We start from the raw sequence: 19826 nt of genomic DNA on the forward strand, positions 1-19826 counted from the left end.
TTTCTTAATGAAGCATTGTAAAACATCTTTTCGCTTCTTCTAAATCCCCTAAAAGAAAATACGTATATCCTAGGTAAAAAGGAAAATAGGGGAAGGTCACATTTGCACTAACGGTCTTTAAAAAATGCTCAAGGGCTTGTTCTGGGCGATTTTGATCTAAGTGAATAATACCTTGTAACATATGGGCGAGACCCTGGATATATGAGTTTTCCGACTTTAAAAGATAGGAGATCAAATCTTGGGATTGTTGATCATGTTGATGAAAGGCATATAATCGAACTAGGCTGGCCAAAAAAGTGAAATCAGGTATTTCTAAGTGCTTAATCAGATTGGAGGTTAGTTTTGTCAATACAGCATCTAGTTTATCCGTTTCTCCCTCTTCTGTTAAGATCCAAGCATATAATAATAAGGCTTCTTTGGTTTCTTCAAAGACAGAAAAAAATTTTTTCAACAAAAGTTTTGCTTTTGCTTTTTCTCCAGATAACCAGACATTTTTAATAAGGGAGAGTAGGGGTTCTGGGCGATTTGGTTCAAGGTCGCGCCATTTTTCGAACCAATAAATGGCCTGTTTAAATTGTTTTCTTTTTTCAAAATCCATGGCAATCTGTTGAATCATTTTTGGTTGTTTTGTCATATCATAAACCCTTTTAAACCATTCGTTGGCACGATGAGATTGGTTTAATTTCTGATATGACTTTCCTAAATAATATGCAATTTCCCAATCCAGAGGTCTTTGGTTCAGGATTTCTTTGAGAAAGAAAATCGTCTGATGATATTGGCCTAACTGATAATAGACGATGGCAATGTTAAACTTTGGTTCATACCAATCAGAGCGATGCTCTATGGCTTGTTGAAATTCAGCAATCGCCTTTTGATAATATCCCTTTTTACCATAGATCATTCCTAAAAGGTTATGTCCTAGTGAAAGAAGATCGTCATCCTCAGTATATTGAAAGAGGATGTTTAATTGTTTTTTCGCTTCTTGATCATCTCCTTTTTGAAAATAGGTCATCGCCGTATATAATCTTGCTAAATTGAAATCAGGATACTTTGCCATGATCTTTTCTAAATGAATAATCGCACGATCATACATCCATAAATCAAAAAAACCGATTCCTTGTTGAAAATCTAAAAAATCACTTTCATCCAGTTCAATTACGACTTCTTCAAGATTATCTTTAGAAGTTGATTCGATAACAGGAAGATCTAAGCCATGATTCTTCTCAAATTGTTTTAGTTTATTTGTTATTTGCATTAATTCATCAGAAATATCCTCAATCATCTCTTTGATCGTAAAATATTTTTCTAACAAATTAAGTTCATGATCTATTCCAATATGTTCATTAAATTCATGTTCTAACTCATTGATCGTTTGGTGCATATAGGAAAAAAGTTGCTGAATCATAAGTTTGCTCCTCCTCTAATCTCATTTTTTGCCAGATCGATCGAGAATATGCGAGGAGGAGCATCAATTACAAAACAGTAGCTTCTTGTTCCTGATCAATCATTTGAGCGATTTGATTCTTTTCATTTAAAACCGCAATTTTGGGTGTAAAACGTTTCGCCTCTTCTTCCGTCATCAATGCATAAGCCATGATAATGACTGTATCACCTGGTTGAACTAAACGGGCCGCAGCCCCATTCAAACAAATCGTTCCTGAATTCCTTTCCCCTTTAATGACATAGGTTTCAAAGCGTGCACCATTATGGTTATTGACAACCTGGACTTTTTCATTGGGTAAAATACCTACCGCCTCCATAATAGCTTCATCAATCGTAATGCTTCCAACATAATTTAGGTTTGCTTCCGTTACAGTTGCTCTATGAATTTTGGACTTCATCATTTGTAACAACATGTTTACACCTCATTTCGATCGATGATGAGATTATCGATTAATCTTGTTTTGCCAAACCAAACAGCTAATGCAATAATGGTTTGGCTCGTTTCGTTAATTTCCCCTACAGGTTCTAGGGATGGAAAGGAAAGGATTTCCACATAATCGATGCGAGCAAGGGATTGAGTTTCAATAACACTTCTGATTCGATCCTTTAGAATCCTCGTTTCTGTGATTCCCTCTTCAATCCATTCTTTAGCCTTTTGTAGACTTTGATAAAGAATTGTTGCCTGGTTTCGTTCTTCAGGTGATAAATACACATTTCGCGAACTTAAGGCCAACCCATCTTCTTCACGTACAATCGGACAAGGTATGATGGTAATTGGCATATTCAAATCTTGAACCATTTGCTGAATGACTGCTACTTGTTGGGCATCTTTCAAACCAAAATATGCCATATCTGGTTGGATGATATGAAAAAGTTTGCTTACAACCGTTGTGACTCCACGAAAATGTCCTGGTCTTGATTTTCCGCATAATTGAGCGGTTAGCTCATTGACTTCAACAAAGGTTTTTGGTTTTGCAGGATACATCTCATTAACAGATGGGAAAAAAATCAGGTCAGCACCAGCTTGTTTGGCCATAATCTTGTCTCTTTCTAAGTCTCTTGGATAACGATCATAATCTTCATTTGGGCCAAATTGCAATGGATTGACAAAAATCGATACAACGACAAAATCACTTTCTTTGCGGGCTTTTTCAATCAAACTTTGATGACCACGATGTAAATATCCCATAGTAGGTACGAGACCAATGACTTTTCCTGCTTTTTTCTCTTTTGCTATTCTCGTTCTGATTTCGTTTATCGTTGTAATCACTTCCATGTTTACACCTTCCCGTATAGTTGTTCTAAAACAGATTCTTGAATGGAAAAAGTATGTTCTTTTGCTGGAAAGATTCTCTTTTTTACTTCATCTTTATATTGAGAAAGGCTCAATCTGATCATTTCACCGATTTGCCCATAAACCTTGACGAATTTAGGAGGTCGATCCATTCCATATTGAATCAAATCGTGAAAGACAAGTACTTGACCGTCACAAGCATTCCCTGCTCCAATCCCGATTGTTGGCACCGAAACAGTTTCTGTGATAATTTTCGCTAAATCATGAGGTATGGCTTCGAGAACAATGCTAAATACACCAGCTGCTTCTAATGCCTTTGCATCTTCAATGATTTTTAGGGCATCTTCTTTTGATTTTCCTTGGACTTTGAAACCTCCAAGTTGGTGTACAGATTGAGGGGTTAAGCCAATATGTCCCATAACAGGAATTCCAGCTTGAATAATCGCCTGAATGACAGGGACAATCTCCTTTCCACCTTCGATTTTAACTGCTTTTGCTCCTGTTTCTTGCATGATCCGCCCTGCATGATAGACTGCTTTTTCTATGCCTAGATGATAAGTAAGAAAGGGCATATCTACAACGACAAATGCTCTTTTCGTTCCTCTTACCACTGCTTTCCCATGATGGATCATATCCTCTAATGTAACAGGAATCGTGGTATCATATCCTAGTACGACCATTCCTAATGAATCACCAACTAAAATCATCTCGATTCCGCTCTGATCGATTAATCTGGCAGTGGGATAGTCGTAAGCGGTCACCATGGTGATCGGCTCTTTTTTTTCTTTTAATTTTTTTAGATCGTAAATCGTAATTGCTTTTTGTTCCATGTTATCACCTCCAAGATAAAAAAAACTTCTAGCCCATAGACGGGTAGAAGGTTATATCATCCTCTTTTCTCTCCTTCTGTCTCGGTCCGTTAAGGCTCAGAGCAGAAAATAAACTGATTCACTTGTCAGAAGATAATTCTTTATACCGCTAGTTCAAGTTTACTTTGCTTTTTTACTTTAGTGAAGTTAAATTCTCTTATGCGCGGTAAAACGGATATGCACGGTTAAGTGTAGTTCTGACGATACTACCTTAATTATGATTATATCAGAAAAAAATGTCACCCGAAACCACTTTTTCCTCTCTGCCATTGTCTTGACGAAGAATTAAGTACCCATTTTGGTCAATACTTACAATGGTTCCTTCTATTTCTTCATTAAACTGCCTTAGCTTAATCCTTTTTCCTTTTCCATATAAAGCGTTATTATATTGCTTATAATACGGGGCAAAACCATCTTTAAGAAAATGTAAATATTCTTGTTCAAATTCAGAAAAAAAATATGTGATAAACTCGATCCGCTTTGGGACATACCCTATTTCTTTTTCTATTGAAGTCGCTTTTTCTTTTAGTTCTTCAGGAAAATCAATTTGATGAGTGTTAATTCCAATACCTATAATCATATAATGTATTTGGTCTTGTTCTCCGTGGATTTCGGTTAAAATCCCCGATACTTTTTTGCCATTAATATAGATATCATTGGGCCATTTAATCATAAAATTTACTTTATACAATTTTTTTAACGTATTTGCCAGAATGACTGAAGTAAAAAGGGTAATTTGTGGAGCATGGTGGTAAGGAAAAGAAGGTCGCAAAATAAAACTCATCCAAATCCCTTTCCCTTTTCTTGAAAACCAATTTCGTCCTAAACGCCCTTTACCCTTCGTCTGATTGTCAGTAATCACCACAGTCCCGTGTAATGCACCGTTTCTAGCCAGTTCATGGGCTACTCTTTGTGTAGAATCAACTTCAGGAAGATAAATAATCTCTTTCCCCATCCATTTTGTAGATATTGAGGCTTTTAAACGTTCTTTTGATATATCATCTGGATCATTTAAAAGACGATACCCTTTCTTGCGAATAGCTTCAAATTGATAACCTTCTTTTTTTAATTCTTCGATATGTTTCCATACCGCTGTTCTCGAAATATTTAATTGCTTACTAATTTCTTCCCCTGAAACAAATTGGTGTCTCTTTTGAATAAAAATTTCTTTAATCTTTTCCCTCATTAGAGACCTTCTCCTTTAGATTTTTCACTTGTTGAAGTAATATTTCCCTTTCATTAGGTAATCCATGAAAAACAACCAGATGAAATAATTCCTGTAATAGATATTGAACCCAAGGACCAGGAGGTTCATCAATGATCCTTAGTAAATCTTTTCCTGATATATTTAAATCTTTGATTGATCGAACCGACAGTTCTTTTGTTACTTCAATAAATGTTTGTTTTAATTTTAACATGTCTTTCTCATGAATATAACCGAACAAATAAGTTAATTCTAATGCTTTTTGACAAATCTCTTCATCTGTTTCAATGAGACATTTTTTTAAATCCTCTAACTTCTGATCTTTTTTAATGATAGAATAAGCTTTGAAGATGTTAAGAATTTCCTTCTTTTCTTGATTGGAAAATCTAAGTCCTTCCATGACTTTAATTCGCTCTTTTGGCTGTAGTTGTTCAAATAAAATACACCACCGAATATAGGGGTCTTGAGTCATATTTATCGTTTGCCAAACTTTCTTGCTATCAATCTGAGAAAGAGGTCCATCAACCATTCCTTTGAAATAGCGAACAAGTTTCAAGGAATACAATAATTCGATTCCCAATTCAGGGTGAGAGGACCTCATGATCTTGTCTAATTCTACTTTTACTCTTTCAATGGCAATATACTGGAGATAAGAAGCGAATTCCTCTATCGCTTGAAGTGTTTTCGTTTCAATCTGAAATTCCAACTGGGCAGCAAAACGAATAGCCCTTAACATGCGCAATGGATCTTCCAGAAATCGCTCATTAGGATTGCCCACACTCTTTATCGTTCGATTGGAAATAGCGGATAATCCATTAAATGGGTCAATCAATCGTTCATTGTAGTCCATTGCGATCGCATTCATCGTAAAATCCCTTCGACTTAAATCATCGTAGAGATTGGTTACAAATTCTACTTCAGATGGATGACGGAAATCCAAATATTTTCCCTCTTTGCGAAAAGTCGTAATTTCGACGGAAACTCCTCCTTCGATAACCGTAACAGTCCCATGTTTTAAACCGGTAGGTATTGCCTTTTCAAATAAATGAAGAATCGTTTCTGGTCTGGCATCGGTGGCAACATCAATATCTGTTGTTGGACGTTTTAGCAGGAGATCACGAACATATCCACCAACAAGAAAGGCTTGATAACCATGTTGAAGCAAACGTTGTAATATTTTCTTCGCAATTTTTTTATTTCTCATCTTCTCTTCTCCTAGTTAATTAAATCTTCAACGTCTTTGATTGGAGGAATTTAAAATGAGAATGATTGTGAGTATCTTCGTACTTTTAGCAAAAATGATTCAGATGTTGAAACAAGTGGTAGGTAAGAAATAAGCCTTTCTACTCAGAAAGGCTTGATCCATTTTCAAATCCTTGTTTATACCGATGTACTACCTCTCGCCATGCAAACTCCCCTCTTCCTAATGCACGGACAAGGATTTCTGCAGTAGCAACATTGGTAGCAACAGGAATTCCATAAACATCACATAAGCGAAGCAAGGCAATAATATCTGGTTCGTGGGGTTGGGCCATTAACGGATCCCGAAAAAAAATGAGCAGATCCAATTCATTTTGAGCAATTAAAGCACCAACTTGTTGATCTCCACCTAGCGGACCAGATTGAAATCGATGAATCTTAAGATCAGTTTGCTCCATGATTCTCTTCCCCGTCGTCCCAGTAGAATAGAGTTCATGTTCTTTAAAGATCGATTCATAAGCGATCATAAAATTGACAAGTTCCGATTTTTTTCGATCATGAGCGATTAATGCGATTTTCAAGGTTTCTCCCCCTGTTAATTTAATTTTTTAGTCTAGTAAATGTTCTAATCCGTAAACAATACCCCGCAAATGTTTTACTTTTTTAATCGCTAAATTAACTCCAGGCATAAACGATTCTCGATCAATGGAATCATGGCGAATCGTTAACGTCTGTCCCCTATCGCCAAAAATCACTTCTTGATGAGCAACTAGACCTGGGAGCCTTACACTATGTATGCGAAAACCAGAATATTCTCCACCGCGAGCACCAACAAGTGTCTCCGTTTCATCTGGATGTCCTTGTTTTAATTCTTGCCTTACCTTTTGAATTAATTCCGCTGTTTTTAAGGCAGTTCCAGATGGAGCATCCAATTTCTTATCATGGTGATACTCAATGATTTCCACATGGGACATATATTTTGCTGCCATTTGCGAAAATTTCATCATCAATACTGCACCAATGGCAAAGTTTGGAGCAATGACTCCACCAAGATCATGCTCTTTTGCTAGCTTGTCCAAAAATACAATATCGTCTTGGGTAAATCCAGTCGTACCAACTACTGGACTTACCCCCATCTCAATTGCAATTCTAACATTATCTTTCACAACATGTGGATTTGTAAAATCAACGAGAACATCAGGTTTTTCGGCAATTAATGCCTCTTCCAAACGCTGATAAATAGGTTTGCCATCTGTTTCTTGTTGTGAAGGACCAATTGGATCGATCCCACCAACATAAAGAAGCTCATCATCTTGTTTGAGCATTTTAATAACTTCTCTTCCCATTCTTCCTTTTGCTCCTGAAACCATCACTTTTAAACGACGCATTTAATCACCTTCTTGGTATAAATTGAGATAGTATTCTTTTAATTGTTTTGCTTGGAGATGATAAGGTTGAATATAAAAGACAGAATTAAACTCTTTTAACGACAGATGTAATGCATTTGTTTCTCCATAAAAAATGCCTAATAGTAAATATGCTCCTATATTTAATGGGTCTAACTTTTTGGCTTGGATAAGTATTTCTTTTATTTCTTTTGTGAAGATGTTATGCCTCATTAAATCGGCAGCTACATATACTAAATTTTTCGACTGAAGAATCTGCAAATGATACCGATAGCCTTGATTCTCTGGTTCAAGTTCACATGCTTTTTTTGCTGTTTCGATCGCCTTTTTCATAAACCCGCTGCGATCATAAGTAATGGATAATCTGTAATAATAGGAAGCATTATTTGGTTCACAGCGAATCGCTTGTTTAAATAATTCAATGGCCTTTTGAAAATCATTTTGGAAAATGGCATCATAAGCCGCCTTGATGTAACTTCTACCTGAAGACATAGCCAACACACCTTTGTTTTCGGCCTATGACATAGTATATGAATAAAAGTTACAATCGGTGTGCCTATTTGTCCAGCTACTTAGGTATTTACTACAGTTTATCGTACCTAATTTTTTTTAAGAAATCAAATAGGAATATTGGATATAATTGCTATTTTTTGCACATCATTTGTATAATGAATAAGGAATACGAAAAAGGGAGTTCTTAATCATGAAACACATCCAAAATATCTTTTTTATCACAATCGGAGCTTTTATTTATTCCTTTGGCTTGAATTATTTTACCATCGCCAATCACCTTTCTGAAGGTGGCTTTACTGGAATTGCATTATTACTAAAATACGTTTTTGGTTTTTCTCCAAGTGTTGTGATTTTATTGTTAAATATTCCTTTATTTATTCTTGGATGGAAGAAACTTGGACACCAATTTATGATTTACACCATCGTTGGGACAACGCTTGTTTCTTTCTTTTTATGGTTAACAGAAAGTTTTCGCCAACCACTAGACGATATACTTTTAGCTTCATTATATGCTGGAGTTTCAATCGGTCTTGGTTTAGGAATTATTTTTCGTTATGGTGGTTCAACAGGTGGGGTCGATATTATTGCTAGATTAGTGTATAAGTATTTTGGTTTCAGTATGGGAAGAACGATGTTTATTTTTGATTTCGTGATTATCTCTCTCTCAGCTGTTTATATTGGTGTCCAAAAAGCGATGTATACATTAATAGCTGTATTTGTCGCTGCTAGAGTGATTGATTTTGCTCAAGAAGGTGCCTACGCAGCGAAAGCGGCAATGATTATCTCTGATCATGCACAAGAAATCACAACAAAAATCATGAAAGAAATGGATCGTGGGGCTACCGTGTTGAAGGGAAGGGGGGGATATACGGGAAATGATAAAGAAGTTTTGTATTGTGTAATCAGTAGAAACGAGCTATCTCGCCTTAAACAGATAGTCCAATCAATTGACCCTAAGGCATTTGTTGTCGTTAGCGATGTTCATGATGTTTTAGGGGAAGGGTTTGAAAAAGCATAAAGATTACTTATAAGAAAGGCATAAATATAAAATGGTTTGTATATTCCATAAGCAACGTCTTTTGGGAGTGTATTCTTTCTTATTCCTTTCATTCAAATGAAATACACGGACAACGGAGCGTGTTGGTATATACAAACCTATTTTTATTTAGAATGTGCTCTTAAGTACTAATGTTTATTTTTGCTCCTTTAAATTTTCTCCATATGACATAGCTTAATACGATAAAAATAACAAACCCCATTCCCAATGTGGTATTCCACAAGGTTTTTTCTTCAACAATTTTTCCGATTACATCCTTTTCATTTCCGAAAAATAATTCTGTTATTGCTTCTTTTAATTGAGATAAGATAATTTCTTTGTTTTGGTCAACCTTTTGGCTTGTTAAAGCTGTATGGAGAGAATCTATCTTTTCCACAATGTAATCGGGTTTTGAGATTTGAAGTGCCGGTTTTATTAATTGGTAATGTTCTTGATATTTTTTAAGAGCGCTGTCAAACTTTTCTTTTTGATTCATGGAGATGGCTGTTTCCATTTCTTTGATATCTGTTTGTAAGGTAGAATAATAGCGTTTCCATAAAGGTTGTTCTTTATGGTTTAATGCATCAATCGCTAACTGAAATTGGGTTGTCAAATACGAAATAAGTTCTTCCTCTGGTGAAAGTTTTGAGAGATTTTTTTTGATTTGTATTGCCAATGAAGCGATTGCTTTCATCCCTTCTACCGAGGTTATTCCCTTGTAAGGAACCGCTAGCAATTGTGAATTTAATTGTTCAATCACTTGTTTTGCTTGATCATAATCTTTTCTTTGAACGAGTTCAACTAAATACTGTGTTAATCTTTGAATGGAAGCGATAGATGGATTTTCTGGATTATTAGCTTTAGTATAAGTGAAGAAAAAAAAGAAAACTAAGAAGCTAATCATGATTCCATATCCTATTTTTTTACTCATGAGATTCACCCCTCATTTTAAGATATGGGGGGTTGTACGACTTTATGCTTGTTTTCTTCGTAAATAAGATAAAAAGTAGAATAAAAGAATCGTGAAAATAGATAAACCTAAGGTAAAACGAGCTACGATGGGGTCAATATGGCTAATACTTTCTTTTAACCATGGATGCACATCTTTTGAATAATCGATATAATCATTTAATAAAGTCCAGATGGCAATGAATCCGATTGAAAGTGGACCGTAGGAGTACTTCTTAAAAAAGAGGATAGCTTCAAATGCCATGCCTAAATGAGACATCATTAACATACCATCTGACCATGTAATGGTCTGAACCATAAAAATCTTCATCCATGAGGAATCCTTTGCTAAAGCTCCCCATAAAATCATGACAACAGCCCAGATACCATATTTAAATGAAGTGATTGAAGCCATTGCTTCAATAATTGGGGATTTTTTCCGAAAATAATAGAGGATCAAAAATAACGTAAAAAATGTACTCGATGTAGGACTATCTGGAACGAAGATTAACCATTCTGCTGGTGTATCCATCAATTGATTTTTATACCAATAAAACCCATAGATCGATCCGAGAAAGTTAATGATGATTAATGTCAAAATAAACCAAGACTGTTCTAAATATCTCTCAATTTGTCTCCATAGATTCACCATAATACTCCCCTATTCAGTGATAAAAATACAAAGGGAAATTGTTTATTAACACTTGCTCTTCTCTCTATTAAGTAAACCCACGAAAAAGCCTGAGATATACCCAGGCCTTTTCGGTCTTTTTCATTCAACTGTTTTTAATAATTGATTTAGCTGATCGGTAAGTTTGATGAACTCAGCTTTATCCCCTTTTTGGAGCGCTTCATCAATTGCAATATATAATTTTTCTTTTGTGAATTGAAATGTAACTTGATCCAATACCATCTCCGCGAACAACTCTAACAATGAGTCTTTGACCATGTTCTGTTTTTCCATTGGATTTCCCTCCAATACCGCGGCGTATTCCGGGGAAAATTCCCGGTCTTTAAAATACAGACCTATATAGATATCTTCATCTGGATTGGAACGAATGTCTAAAAATGCTGTTTCTACATCAGGTGTAACACGGTTGTTTTTGTAAAATTTGAATGGGGTCATGGTTACACATTCTGTTGATATGAGGATGGATTTAGGCAAATCGTGGATGTCATTAACAAAATGAACTTTTTCTAATAGTTTTTCGTTTGAGGCAATATAAGTTAATAACCAAGCTGCTTCCTTTTTTGCTAATGTATATGAATTCAAGAACCACTTAATAAAATCTTTCTTCTCTGAAACCGTAATCATTTTCGATGATGCCACCCTCCTATTTTATACATATGATGTAACGTTTATATTAAATACTAAAAGTTTGAAGATTCTATATTGTTGTTAGAAAATTAGGCGAATCAGTTTGGCTTTATTCCTTTACTTTTATTTTCGCTTTTATGGTCCCAAAATCCTTTATTTAAGTTACGTTTCTTTTACATTTCAAAACCATTTACGAATCGATGACCTTCTTTTGTTAAACGAATATAACTTTTCTCTTGGTCCTGGCCAATTTGAATAATTCCAAGATGATGTAACATTTTAATAATTCTTTCGTTAAAAATAACCTCCTTGGTTTCATAATAACGATCTTTTAGCCAAATTAAAACCGTTCTTTTTAGATCTTCTAAAGAAAGCCAACAATCAAAAGCTAAAAGGTCAATCAGCTGAACGATAAATGGCAAGAAGGGAATAGAGGATTTATAAATTCGAAGCCAAAATTTATAAATTTCCATTGTAATTTCTTCTAGATTCTCATGATCCAATCGATTTCTTCCTAAATTTGTCAAATATAAGAATCCTCTTTCATCTTCTTCAATCATTTTTTTGTAAAAAGCATAATCGTAGATAAGGGAAAAACGATCTGGGTATTGACGATATCTTCGACCATAACCAAATCTCCATCCTGGCTTTTTAATCGGTTCTTCGGGTACTAAAAATTGATTAAACAATAATTGTTGTTGCCTTTTATATATACTACCGTCCCCTGTGAGTAATATTTCTTCATTGGATACAAACTTCAAAAAGGTTTGAAAGTCTGCTGCAATCAACCTTTTTTCATCACGGTAAAAAGAAAGTTCCTTTAGAGTATGCATTTGAGAAAGATATTGATTACGGATTAATTCCAACATTTTTGCTTTTAAATCGTCAGGAATTAAATATACTAAAGCATTCTTTTTTTCTAACCCTTGAAAGATCCAACCTTTTTTTAATGACAACAGGATTAAATCACGGGGTTTATGGGATGATTCATGCAGTTGAATCGCTTTTTTTCCTTTTGCAAGCAAATCTTCCATGGTAAATTGATTTCTCTGATCAAGATACAATAGCATCATAAATGTTTGCTCCGTATCATCGGCTTGCTTCAAGATATTCAACATGGTTTGCTTTTGTAAGATTTTATAAATTAATGTTTGAATCATATCTTGTTTTGAATGACGATCGCATTGACATTGATAGTGATCGGCAATTTTGTTGATGTGGCTGATATCCGCATATAACAACATCTCAGCTAAATTCAATGCCATCACTCCTAATTCCAATTTTTACTATTATCCCTTCTTTTTAGTTAAAATATTCCATTCAGATAGAATAAAATTGTCACTGATAATCCATGAACGGAGTGATGACAAACCGTACTAATAAAGTCCCAAAAGATTAGATCTCTTGGGACTTGAGTAAATCGAGAAATTGCTCTTTAATCAAAAGAAGTTGCTCTTGAGAATCATCCAAAACCAAAGATTGTTCAATCATAGATAGCGCTTTTTGATAATCTTTTATCTCTGCATAACAGGCAGCTAATTGGTTCAAAATTTTGGGATCTTGGACTATCTCTAATTGTTTTTCGTAACATTGAATAGCTTTTTCTACTTCACCTGCTTTTAAATAGAGATCACCTAAATTTTCACATATTTCTTCTTCATAAGGAGCATTCTGATGGATCAATTCATATTGTTGAATCGCTTCTTTAACATCTCCATATGTTTTTAGTATTTTTGCATACATTACCTGTAATGTGAGGTCATCTGGATCAATTTCAAGCGCTTTATTTAATATCTCTTTTGCTTTTTGCCATTCTTTTTGGTATATGTAAATCTCTCCCAACCGTTTTAAGGCAGGTAAATAATATTCATCAATTTGTAAAATTTTTTTCAACACGGCCTGAGCTTTTGTATGGTCATGATTCCTTTCATATGCATCAACAAGTGAGATCATAAGTTCGATATTTTCTGGTTGCATTTTAGCTACTTTTTTTAAATAGCGTATTCCTTCATCTAGATCACCCATCTGTACCAAAAGTAACCCTTTTAAATACAATGCTTCTTCTTGTTCAGAATTCTTCTTTAATACCTCATCATATTCTTCTAATGCCTCTTCGAATTGCCCTAAACTGTAATAAGCTTCACCTAGGGCCAAATGATAGAGAGGTTCGGCTGGATCTAATTTGATCGCTTCCTGGAAACTCTCAAGGGCCTCTTTTATATTCCCCATTTCAAATGCATATAAGCCTTTTTGGTAATGATAAAAGGGAATTTTTGAATTTAGGTTGAGGGCTTTTTGAATATAGCGGTAAGCGACCTCCGGTAAACCATCGTCAAAATAGATTTGGGATATAAATACCAAATCATAATCATCATATTCTTCGTTTTCAACCAAATCATGCATAATAGCGATCGCATGATCATAATCCCCTTCTTTATATTCTAATTCTGCTTCCAATCGTTGTAGATCTGAAAAATTAGTTTCTACGTTCTTTAATTGTTGAATGATCATTCTTGCTTGATCCATAAATCCTAATGATAAATAAATTTTTGTTAAAACTATTTTTTCGTCATTTTGAAGGGAGTTAATATCTATTTTAGTTAACTGTTCGATAACTTGTTCATATTCTCCTGATTCCAACATCGTTAGAATTGATGAAATACGATCTGAATGAAAGTCTTTCATTTTATGCACCTCACTATTTATGTGCCAGCAAATACTTTTTCTTTAGTTTAACATAAAAAAATTTATTCCAAAATAAATTGGTAAAAAACAAAAAAACCACATCAATTGTATGATGTGGATTCGGTATATTACCGATTAGTGCATTAGGATAGGAGCGAAGAGAAACCAACTAACTATGCTACATTTAGTATATATGGGATAGGCAAAAAAGTCAATGAATTTTCAGAATATTAAAAAATCTATCTCGCAAGTTGCTTTAAATCTTCAAAAAATTGTGGGTAAGAGACATGAATCGCTTCTGACTGATGAATGATAATGGGTGTTACTGCAATTAAACCCGCAATTGCCATTGCCATACCGATTCGATGATCTCCTTTTGTGGAAATCACTCCACCACGTATCTTTTGCTTTCCTTTGATAATAAAACCATCCTCAAGTTCTTCAATTTCAACTCCAACATTACGAAGTGCTGTAGAAATGGTTTCGATACGGTCGGTTTCTTTTACTCTTAATTCTTTTGCATCCGTTACTTTTGTTGTTCCTTCCGCTTGACTAGCTAAAACAGCCAAAAGGGGTAACTCATCAATTAGCCGAGGAATCATTTCCCCTGAAATTTCGATTCCATGCAAGGAACTACTTTCGATAATCAGATCTCCGACCACTTCTTGCCCAAAAAAACGCTGATCAGTAATTTCTACTTTACCGTTCATTTTCTTCACTATCTCAAGGAAACCAATTCGCGTTTCATTCAATCCTACATTTCGAATCTCAATGCGACTATTAGGTACAATTAGTGCTGCAGCAATAAAGAAAGCGGCAGACGAAAAATCACCAGGAATTTGGATTGACTGAGCTTCTAAACGTGGTTTCGGAAAGATAGTGACTTGTCGACCTTTAATCTCAAGTTTGGCACCAAACTGTGCTAATAATTTTTCGCTATGATCTCTTGATCGATAAGGTTCAATGAATGTCGTCTGCGTATCAGCATACAAGCCAGCTAGTAAAATAGCAGATTTCACTTGTGCACTTGCTATAGGAGATTCATAGCTAATCCCATGTAAAGAGCCACCTCGTATGGTAATTGGAGCAAAACGACCATTTTCTTTTCCATCAATGAAAGCTCCCATTTTCCTAAGTGGTTCAATCACTCTTTTCATTGGCCGACGAATGATGGACTGATCCCCTGTTAATACACTATAGAAAGGTTGACCCGCTAATATTCCAGAAGTCAAACGGATGGTCGTTCCCGAATTACCAACATATAAAACATCTTTTGGTTCTTTTAAAGAATAAAGTCCATTTCCTTTCACTTTATAAGCTGTTTCCCCTGTCTGTTCAATCTCCACTCCCAGTTGCTTAAATACCTTGATTGTATGCAAACAATCTTCACCATTTAAAAATCCGTTAATTTCCGTTATTCCTTCTGCTATTGCAGCAAGCATAACTGCTCGATGGGAAATGGACTTATCACCTGGAACTTGTATTGAACCTGATAATGAAGATATGGAATGTACCGTTTTCATCTTTTCTCCTCACCTTTTTTATTACAATCATTCACATTTAAACTTTTAATTCTTCAATCGTTTGTTTTACCCGATCGATTTCAATCCCTTCAACAATCGTCACTTTTCCAATCTCAATAGGGATGACCATTCGGATTTGATGATGTTTAAATTTTTTGTCTCTCAACAGAATCTTTATAATTTCTTCTGTATTATAATCCTTAGGAATGGTTGTAGGTAATTGAAAACGTTCAATTAAATTCACATAGTATTCTTCGATCTCTCTTGAAATATATCCCATTTTCCTTGCAAGTCGGGTCGCAAATACCATTCCAATCGCAACTGTTTCTCCATGAGAATACTGATACTTCGAAAGGGTCTCAATCGCATGACCTAGTGTATGACCAAAATTCAAATAAGCACGAATTCCTTGTTCTTTTTCATCTTCTTTGACAATCGCTGCTTTAATTCTTGACCCTTGATAAAGTGCTTCATTTAGAGCTTCAAAATCTAGATTTAATAAAGATTCAACATGTTGACTTAACCAGTTAATAAAACTGGAATCAGCGATCAATCCATGTTTAATGACCTCTGCTAAGCCAGAACGAATCTCTCTTTTTGGTAAAGTGGTTAAAAACTCTGTCTCATAAAGCACAAATGATGGTTGATGAAAAGCGCCAATTAAATTTTTACCTAAAGGATGATTAATTCCTACCTTTCCACCAATACTACTATCATGAGCCAAGATGGTTGTAGGGCATTGAATAAAAGGAATTCCTCTCATATAAATCGCCGCAACAAAACCACTCAAATCACCAACTACGCCTCCGCCTAAGGCAATCACATAAGAGGATCGGTCAAATCCATGTTGAATCATAAAGGTAATGATCGCTTCTACTTGTTTCAAAGATTTCGCTGTATCCCCTGCTGGAACAATGTATTCATACAATTGGAAAGAAGAAAGGACTTTTTTTACTACTTCAAGATGAAATTGGGCAACATTCGAGTCGGTTATGAGCAAAATTTTGGTTTTCGAGGTGATTCCTAATTGATATAAATAGTCAGCAAATTGGTTAATAATTCCTGCACCAATTAAAAGATCATAATTGTGCTCTTTTGTCTCTATTTTCAATCGCTTGACAGCCATATTAATAATTCCTCACCAATTGAAGATAATTCTTAAGTTGTTGTTCAATCTCTATATAAGAATCACCCGAAAATTTTTCAAAAAAAGCATTTGCGACCTCCCATAAGACGACATGTTCTGCTACAATACTAGCAGCTGGAACAGCACAAGCATCTGAACGTTCAACACTTGCTTCAAAGGGAGCTTTCGAATCAATGTCCACGCTTTTTAGAGGTTTATATAACGTGGGGATTGGTTTCATTACACCCCTGATCACCAAAGGTTCTCCCGTTGTCATCCCACCTTCGATACCTCCAGCTCGATTCGTTGCTCGATAAAACCCTTTCTCCTCATTCCAAAAAATTTCGTCATGAACTTCAGAACCAAAATGATTAGCAACAGCGAAACCCATACCAAGCTCAACACCTTTAAAAGCCTGAATGCTAAGAATCGCTTGCCCAAGTCGGCCATCCAATTTACGATCCCAGTGTACATGACTCCCTAGTCCAACAGGTAAGCCAAAAACAACCACTTCGACAATACCACCTACCGTATCTCCATTAGCCTTAGCTTGATCAATCTTTTGTTTCATCAGTTCAGTCTTCTGTTGATCGGCACAACGCACCTCCGAGGACTCGATTTGTTGGATCAATTCTTCTATGTTTTTCGGTTTAAGCTGTTCAAAAGATTTTGCTTCAATTCCTCCAATATTAATAACATGGCTAAATGATCGTATTCCAAAAGGATTTAACAATTGCTTTGCTATCGCACCAACTGTTACACGTATCGCTGTTTCTCTTGCGCTTGAACGTTCTAAAATATCTCTTAAATCCTTTACTTGATACTTAAGTCCGCCATTCAAATCGGCATGTCCTGGCCTTGGCCGGGAAACTCTTCTTGAATGATCAATTTTTTGATCATCTACACTCATAATCTTTTGCCAATGAACATAATCTTTATTTTTAATCACCAATGTAATCGGTGCACCTGTTGTTTTACCAAAACGTACACCACTTAATATCTCTACTTGATCTTTTTCGATTTGCATTCGTCTTCCTCTTCCATAACCGCGCTGTCTTTTCGCTAAACTCTCATTAATCTGTGGAATAGATATTGGAAAACCACTAGGAACCCCTTCAATAATCGCTGTCAATTGAGGTCCATGTGATTCCCCAGCGGTTAAGAACCTCATTTTCTTCTCTCCTCTCAGCTCATAATAAATTTTATTATATTATAAATCCTCGCAAAGCAACATAAAATTTCTAATTTCTTCTCAATTCTGTCTATTTTTATATGAAAATAGAAGTCTAGTTTGTATAGGTGAACTAGACTTCTTAAAAGCGATCAATTAGCAAAAGGTTTCCGATCTTGCTGGATATACCGATTCGGCTGATCATCCTTTAATAATATACTTGGATCAATACCTAACAATTTGGTACATTCATCTTTTGATAAAAGGCCACGAGAATAGGCTTCAATAATGGTTCCTTTATCCATGCTATACCTCCAATAAAAAATCTACTATTTTTAGTATAGGAAAAAATAGCCAAATATATACCTATTTCTTGTTCTCCATTGTGATCATTCGTTTTATTAATCGATCATTACGATAATAAACGGTCTCACCCATCAAAATGGAAATCAATGTACCCGTTCCAATTAATTCAATATATGATAGGTGAAAAAAATCAGGTAAAATTACAATCGAAATATACTCACCAACGACAATTCCACTTAACATCAAAAAAGTATAAGCATATAACTCATCTTTTTGCTGTCCAAAAATTTTATGTTTTAAAAGAAAACGAAAACCGTATTGATGAAAGATTGTGCTCATTCCAATAATGATAAGAAAAGATAACATTTATACGTCTCCTTACTCAATTTTTTCATCTCATTTTGCGGTAAAAAAATGTTTCAACAGGTTCTAATTGGTACTGGACTGGATTAAAAATTTGTTCTGTACTGCCAACAAATAGAATACCACCGGAACGTAGAGAATCACTAAATTTTTGATAAAGTTGATGTTTTGCTTCTTCAGTAAAATAGATCATAACGTTTCTACAAATGATCAAATCGTAGTTGTCATCAAATGAATCAGATAGAAGATTATGTTTCTTAAACTTAACCTGATTTTTAATTCTATCAGAAATATAATAAAGATCTTGGTTCACGGTAAAATAAGTATGAATATATTCTTTTGGAACTTCTTGGATTGATCTTTCATGATAGATTCCTTCTTTTGCTTTTCTTAATGCTCCTTCATCGATGTCGGTAGCTAACAAATCTAAACGTGTTGAAGGGTATTTCTTATTTATGATCATAGCCAATGTATATGGTTCTTCCCCTGTAGAACAAGCTGCACTCCAAGCTTTCAATGTCTTTGTTTGCAGAAGATAAGGAAGAATTTTTTCTTCTAAGACTTTCCATCTAGGACGATTACGGAAAAATTCAGAAACATTAATGGTTATTCGATCTAATAATTCTAAATATAATGTTTCATCTGTTTCTATCGCCTTAAAATATTCACGAAAATTACTAAATCCTCTTTTCATCCGTAAGGAATTTAATCTTCTTTTCATCTGTTGTTCTTTATAAAGATTCAAGTCGATACCTGTTTTCTTCCGAAAATTACTAACAAAGAATTGATAATCTTGATCAAATGCTGTCATGATTATTTTCTCCTTTAATCATCCTTGATTGTCATTACTAAAACATTATTCTCTATTGAGGTTGAAAATCCTCTTTTTCAAGCAAAAAGAAAAATAGGCTACTAAATGTAGCCTATTTCCTTAAAAGATTAAGATGATACTTTCTTTAAATCCAACGATTGATATTTTTCTCATATGTAATCAATTCTTCCTCTTTAAAAAAGAGTTTAATTTCCCTTTCTGCGCTTTCTTTAGAATCAGACCCATGAATAATATTCATTCCTACTGATAAACCATAATCACCCCGAATTGTACCAGGTAAGGCCTCTTGTGGATTGGTTTTTCCCATCATATTTCGCGCAACAGAAATCACATTTTTTCCTTCCCAAACCATTGCAAATACTGGTCCAGAAGTGATAAACTCCACTAACTCTTGGAAAAATGGTTTTCCTATGTGTTCTTGATAGTGTTTTTCAGCTAATTTAGAGTCAATTTGCATCAGCTTAGCACCTACAAGGGTAAATCCTTTTTTCTCAAAGCGAGAAACGATTTCTCCAATTAAAGAGCGTTGTACTCCATCTGGTTTAACCATTAAAAATGTTCTTTCCATTTTTTCTTCCTCCATCCAAAT

The 19826-nt window shown here is 34.9% G+C and carries 22 protein-coding genes; 1 reads left to right on the top strand and 21 read right to left on the bottom strand.

The genetic code is table 11. The features are described from left to right. Positions 1 to 4: 4 nt before the first annotated feature. From ACMW72_RS05050 to ACMW72_RS05090, 9 genes are all read right to left on the bottom strand, one after another. Positions 5 to 1405 carry a tetratricopeptide repeat protein gene (locus ACMW72_RS05050; protein WP_418367761.1) on the bottom strand — a complete coding sequence of 467 codons (1401 nt, stop codon included), beginning with the start codon at positions 1403 to 1405 and terminating at the stop codon, positions 5 to 7. Positions 1406 to 1472: 67 nt separating this feature from the next. Then, on the bottom strand, positions 1473 to 1856 hold the full coding sequence (gene panD / locus ACMW72_RS05055; RefSeq protein WP_418367762.1) for an aspartate 1-decarboxylase: 384 nt from the start codon (positions 1854 to 1856) through the stop codon (positions 1473 to 1475). Positions 1857 to 1858: 2 nt separating this feature from the next. After that, the gene (gene panC, locus ACMW72_RS05060; RefSeq protein WP_418367763.1) at positions 1859 to 2719 is read right to left on the bottom strand and encodes a pantoate--beta-alanine ligase; all 861 of its coding nucleotides are present in this window, start codon (positions 2717 to 2719) and stop codon (positions 1859 to 1861) included. A 2-nt stretch (positions 2720 to 2721) separates the two neighbouring features. Beyond that, positions 2722 to 3567 (bottom strand): 3-methyl-2-oxobutanoate hydroxymethyltransferase, encoded by an 846-nt coding sequence (panB, locus tag ACMW72_RS05065; RefSeq protein ID WP_418367764.1) that lies wholly within the window; start codon positions 3565 to 3567, stop codon positions 2722 to 2724. A 265-nt stretch (positions 3568 to 3832) separates the two neighbouring features. Beyond that, positions 3833 to 4792: a biotin--[acetyl-CoA-carboxylase] ligase gene (locus ACMW72_RS05070; protein ID WP_418367765.1), complete on the bottom strand. Its 960-nt coding sequence runs from the start codon at positions 4790 to 4792 to the stop codon at positions 3833 to 3835. Further along, positions 4776 to 6014 carry a CCA tRNA nucleotidyltransferase gene (locus tag ACMW72_RS05075; RefSeq protein ID WP_418367766.1) on the bottom strand — a complete coding sequence of 413 codons (1239 nt, stop codon included), beginning with the start codon at positions 6012 to 6014 and terminating at the stop codon, positions 4776 to 4778. Before ACMW72_RS05075 ends, ACMW72_RS05070 begins: the two co-directional genes overlap by 17 nt. 139 nt (positions 6015 to 6153) lie before the next feature. Then, positions 6154 to 6591, bottom strand: coding sequence for a methylglyoxal synthase (gene mgsA / locus ACMW72_RS05080; protein ID WP_418367767.1), 438 nt, complete (start codon positions 6589 to 6591; stop codon positions 6154 to 6156). Positions 6592 to 6618: 27 nt separating this feature from the next. After that, positions 6619 to 7398, bottom strand: a complete 780-nt coding sequence (gene dapB, locus ACMW72_RS05085) for a 4-hydroxy-tetrahydrodipicolinate reductase (RefSeq protein WP_418367768.1) — start codon at positions 7396 to 7398, stop codon at positions 6619 to 6621. Then, entirely contained in the window at positions 7399 to 7908 is a 510-nt protein-coding gene (locus tag ACMW72_RS05090; RefSeq protein ID WP_418367769.1) for a tetratricopeptide repeat protein, read from the bottom strand. It abuts the gene before it with no gap. A gap of 211 nt (positions 7909 to 8119) precedes the next feature. On the opposite strand from ACMW72_RS05090, the gene ACMW72_RS05095 reads away from it, so the two are divergent. Continuing rightward, positions 8120 to 8947 carry a YitT family protein gene (locus ACMW72_RS05095; RefSeq protein ID WP_418367770.1) on the top strand — a complete coding sequence of 276 codons (828 nt, stop codon included), beginning with the start codon at positions 8120 to 8122 and terminating at the stop codon, positions 8945 to 8947. A gap of 160 nt (positions 8948 to 9107) precedes the next feature. On the opposite strand, the gene ACMW72_RS05100 is transcribed toward ACMW72_RS05095, so the two are convergent. From ACMW72_RS05100 to ndk, 12 genes are all read right to left on the bottom strand, one after another. Next, positions 9108 to 9896 (bottom strand): sporulation protein YpjB, encoded by a 789-nt coding sequence (locus tag ACMW72_RS05100; protein WP_418367771.1) that lies wholly within the window; start codon positions 9894 to 9896, stop codon positions 9108 to 9110. Between the two features lie 42 nt (positions 9897 to 9938). Continuing rightward, the gene (locus tag ACMW72_RS05105; RefSeq protein WP_418367772.1) at positions 9939 to 10562 is read right to left on the bottom strand and encodes a DUF1405 domain-containing protein; all 624 of its coding nucleotides are present in this window, start codon (positions 10560 to 10562) and stop codon (positions 9939 to 9941) included. 123 nt (positions 10563 to 10685) lie between these two features. Next, positions 10686 to 11228, bottom strand: a complete 543-nt coding sequence (locus ACMW72_RS05110) for a ReoY family proteolytic degradation factor (protein WP_418367773.1) — start codon at positions 11226 to 11228, stop codon at positions 10686 to 10688. Positions 11229 to 11404: 176 nt separating this feature from the next. Continuing rightward, positions 11405 to 12490: a hypothetical protein gene (locus tag ACMW72_RS05115; protein ID WP_418367774.1), complete on the bottom strand. Its 1086-nt coding sequence runs from the start codon at positions 12488 to 12490 to the stop codon at positions 11405 to 11407. Positions 12491 to 12626: 136 nt separating this feature from the next. Then, on the bottom strand, positions 12627 to 13916 hold the full coding sequence (locus tag ACMW72_RS05120) for a tetratricopeptide repeat protein (protein WP_418367775.1): 1290 nt from the start codon (positions 13914 to 13916) through the stop codon (positions 12627 to 12629). A gap of 239 nt (positions 13917 to 14155) precedes the next feature. Beyond that, the gene (aroA, locus tag ACMW72_RS05125) at positions 14156 to 15439 is read right to left on the bottom strand and encodes a 3-phosphoshikimate 1-carboxyvinyltransferase (RefSeq protein ID WP_418367776.1); all 1284 of its coding nucleotides are present in this window, start codon (positions 15437 to 15439) and stop codon (positions 14156 to 14158) included. A 37-nt stretch (positions 15440 to 15476) separates the two neighbouring features. After that, complete coding sequence (aroB, locus tag ACMW72_RS05130) at positions 15477 to 16565, bottom strand: 3-dehydroquinate synthase (protein ID WP_418367777.1); 1089 nt, start codon at positions 16563 to 16565, stop codon at positions 15477 to 15479. A 1-nt stretch (position 16566) separates the two neighbouring features. Next, positions 16567 to 17736, bottom strand: a complete 1170-nt coding sequence (gene aroC / locus ACMW72_RS05135; RefSeq protein WP_418367778.1) for a chorismate synthase — start codon at positions 17734 to 17736, stop codon at positions 16567 to 16569. Between the two features lie 152 nt (positions 17737 to 17888). Further along, on the bottom strand, positions 17889 to 18041 hold the full coding sequence (locus ACMW72_RS05140; RefSeq protein WP_418367779.1) for a hypothetical protein: 153 nt from the start codon (positions 18039 to 18041) through the stop codon (positions 17889 to 17891). A gap of 61 nt (positions 18042 to 18102) precedes the next feature. Further along, on the bottom strand, positions 18103 to 18408 hold the full coding sequence (locus ACMW72_RS05145) for a hypothetical protein (RefSeq protein WP_418367780.1): 306 nt from the start codon (positions 18406 to 18408) through the stop codon (positions 18103 to 18105). A gap of 25 nt (positions 18409 to 18433) precedes the next feature. Then, complete coding sequence (locus tag ACMW72_RS05150) at positions 18434 to 19216, bottom strand: CheR family methyltransferase (RefSeq protein WP_418367781.1); 783 nt, start codon at positions 19214 to 19216, stop codon at positions 18434 to 18436. 145 nt (positions 19217 to 19361) lie between these two features. Continuing rightward, on the bottom strand, positions 19362 to 19805 hold the full coding sequence (gene ndk, locus ACMW72_RS05155) for a nucleoside-diphosphate kinase (protein ID WP_418367782.1): 444 nt from the start codon (positions 19803 to 19805) through the stop codon (positions 19362 to 19364). Positions 19806 to 19826: the final 21 nt, after the last annotated feature.

Source organism: Tepidibacillus sp. LV47 (genome assembly GCF_048381575.1).
Taxonomy (GTDB): Bacteria; Bacillota; Bacilli; order Tepidibacillales; family Tepidibacillaceae; genus Tepidibacillus.

Excerpts from the sequence above, each read along its gene's own strand:
- ACMW72_RS05120 (WP_418367775.1), bottom strand. The coding sequence starts at position 13,916 with ATGAAAGACTTTCATTCAGATCGTATTTCATCAATTCTAACGATGTTG.
- aroB (WP_418367777.1), bottom strand. The coding sequence starts at position 16,565 with ATGGCTGTCAAGCGATTGAAAATAGAGACAAAAGAGCACAATTATGAT.
- dapB (WP_418367768.1), bottom strand. The coding sequence starts at position 7,398 with ATGCGTCGTTTAAAAGTGATGGTTTCAGGAGCAAAAGGAAGAATGGGA.
- ACMW72_RS05050 (WP_418367761.1), bottom strand. The coding sequence starts at position 1,405 with ATGATTCAGCAACTTTTTTCCTATATGCACCAAACGATCAATGAGTTA.
- aroA (WP_418367776.1), bottom strand. The coding sequence starts at position 15,439 with ATGAAAACGGTACATTCCATATCTTCATTATCAGGTTCAATACAAGTT.
- ACMW72_RS05145 (WP_418367780.1), bottom strand. The coding sequence starts at position 18,408 with ATGTTATCTTTTCTTATCATTATTGGAATGAGCACAATCTTTCATCAA.
- ACMW72_RS05090 (WP_418367769.1), bottom strand. The coding sequence starts at position 7,908 with ATGTCTTCAGGTAGAAGTTACATCAAGGCGGCTTATGATGCCATTTTC.
- panD (WP_418367762.1), bottom strand. The coding sequence starts at position 1,856 with ATGTTGTTACAAATGATGAAGTCCAAAATTCATAGAGCAACTGTAACG.
- ACMW72_RS05150 (WP_418367781.1), bottom strand. The coding sequence starts at position 19,216 with ATGACAGCATTTGATCAAGATTATCAATTCTTTGTTAGTAATTTTCGG.
- panC (WP_418367763.1), bottom strand. The coding sequence starts at position 2,719 with ATGGAAGTGATTACAACGATAAACGAAATCAGAACGAGAATAGCAAAA.
- panB (WP_418367764.1), bottom strand. The coding sequence starts at position 3,567 with ATGGAACAAAAAGCAATTACGATTTACGATCTAAAAAAATTAAAAGAA.
- ACMW72_RS05140 (WP_418367779.1), bottom strand. The coding sequence starts at position 18,041 with ATGGATAAAGGAACCATTATTGAAGCCTATTCTCGTGGCCTTTTATCA.
- ndk (WP_418367782.1), bottom strand. The coding sequence starts at position 19,805 with ATGGAAAGAACATTTTTAATGGTTAAACCAGATGGAGTACAACGCTCT.
- aroC (WP_418367778.1), bottom strand. The coding sequence starts at position 17,736 with ATGAGGTTCTTAACCGCTGGGGAATCACATGGACCTCAATTGACAGCG.
- ACMW72_RS05110 (WP_418367773.1), bottom strand. The coding sequence starts at position 11,228 with ATGATTACGGTTTCAGAGAAGAAAGATTTTATTAAGTGGTTCTTGAAT.
- ACMW72_RS05075 (WP_418367766.1), bottom strand. The coding sequence starts at position 6,014 with ATGAGAAATAAAAAAATTGCGAAGAAAATATTACAACGTTTGCTTCAA.
- ACMW72_RS05100 (WP_418367771.1), bottom strand. The coding sequence starts at position 9,896 with ATGAGTAAAAAAATAGGATATGGAATCATGATTAGCTTCTTAGTTTTC.
- ACMW72_RS05095 (WP_418367770.1), top strand. The coding sequence starts at position 8,120 with ATGAAACACATCCAAAATATCTTTTTTATCACAATCGGAGCTTTTATT.
- ACMW72_RS05070 (WP_418367765.1), bottom strand. The coding sequence starts at position 4,792 with ATGAGGGAAAAGATTAAAGAAATTTTTATTCAAAAGAGACACCAATTT.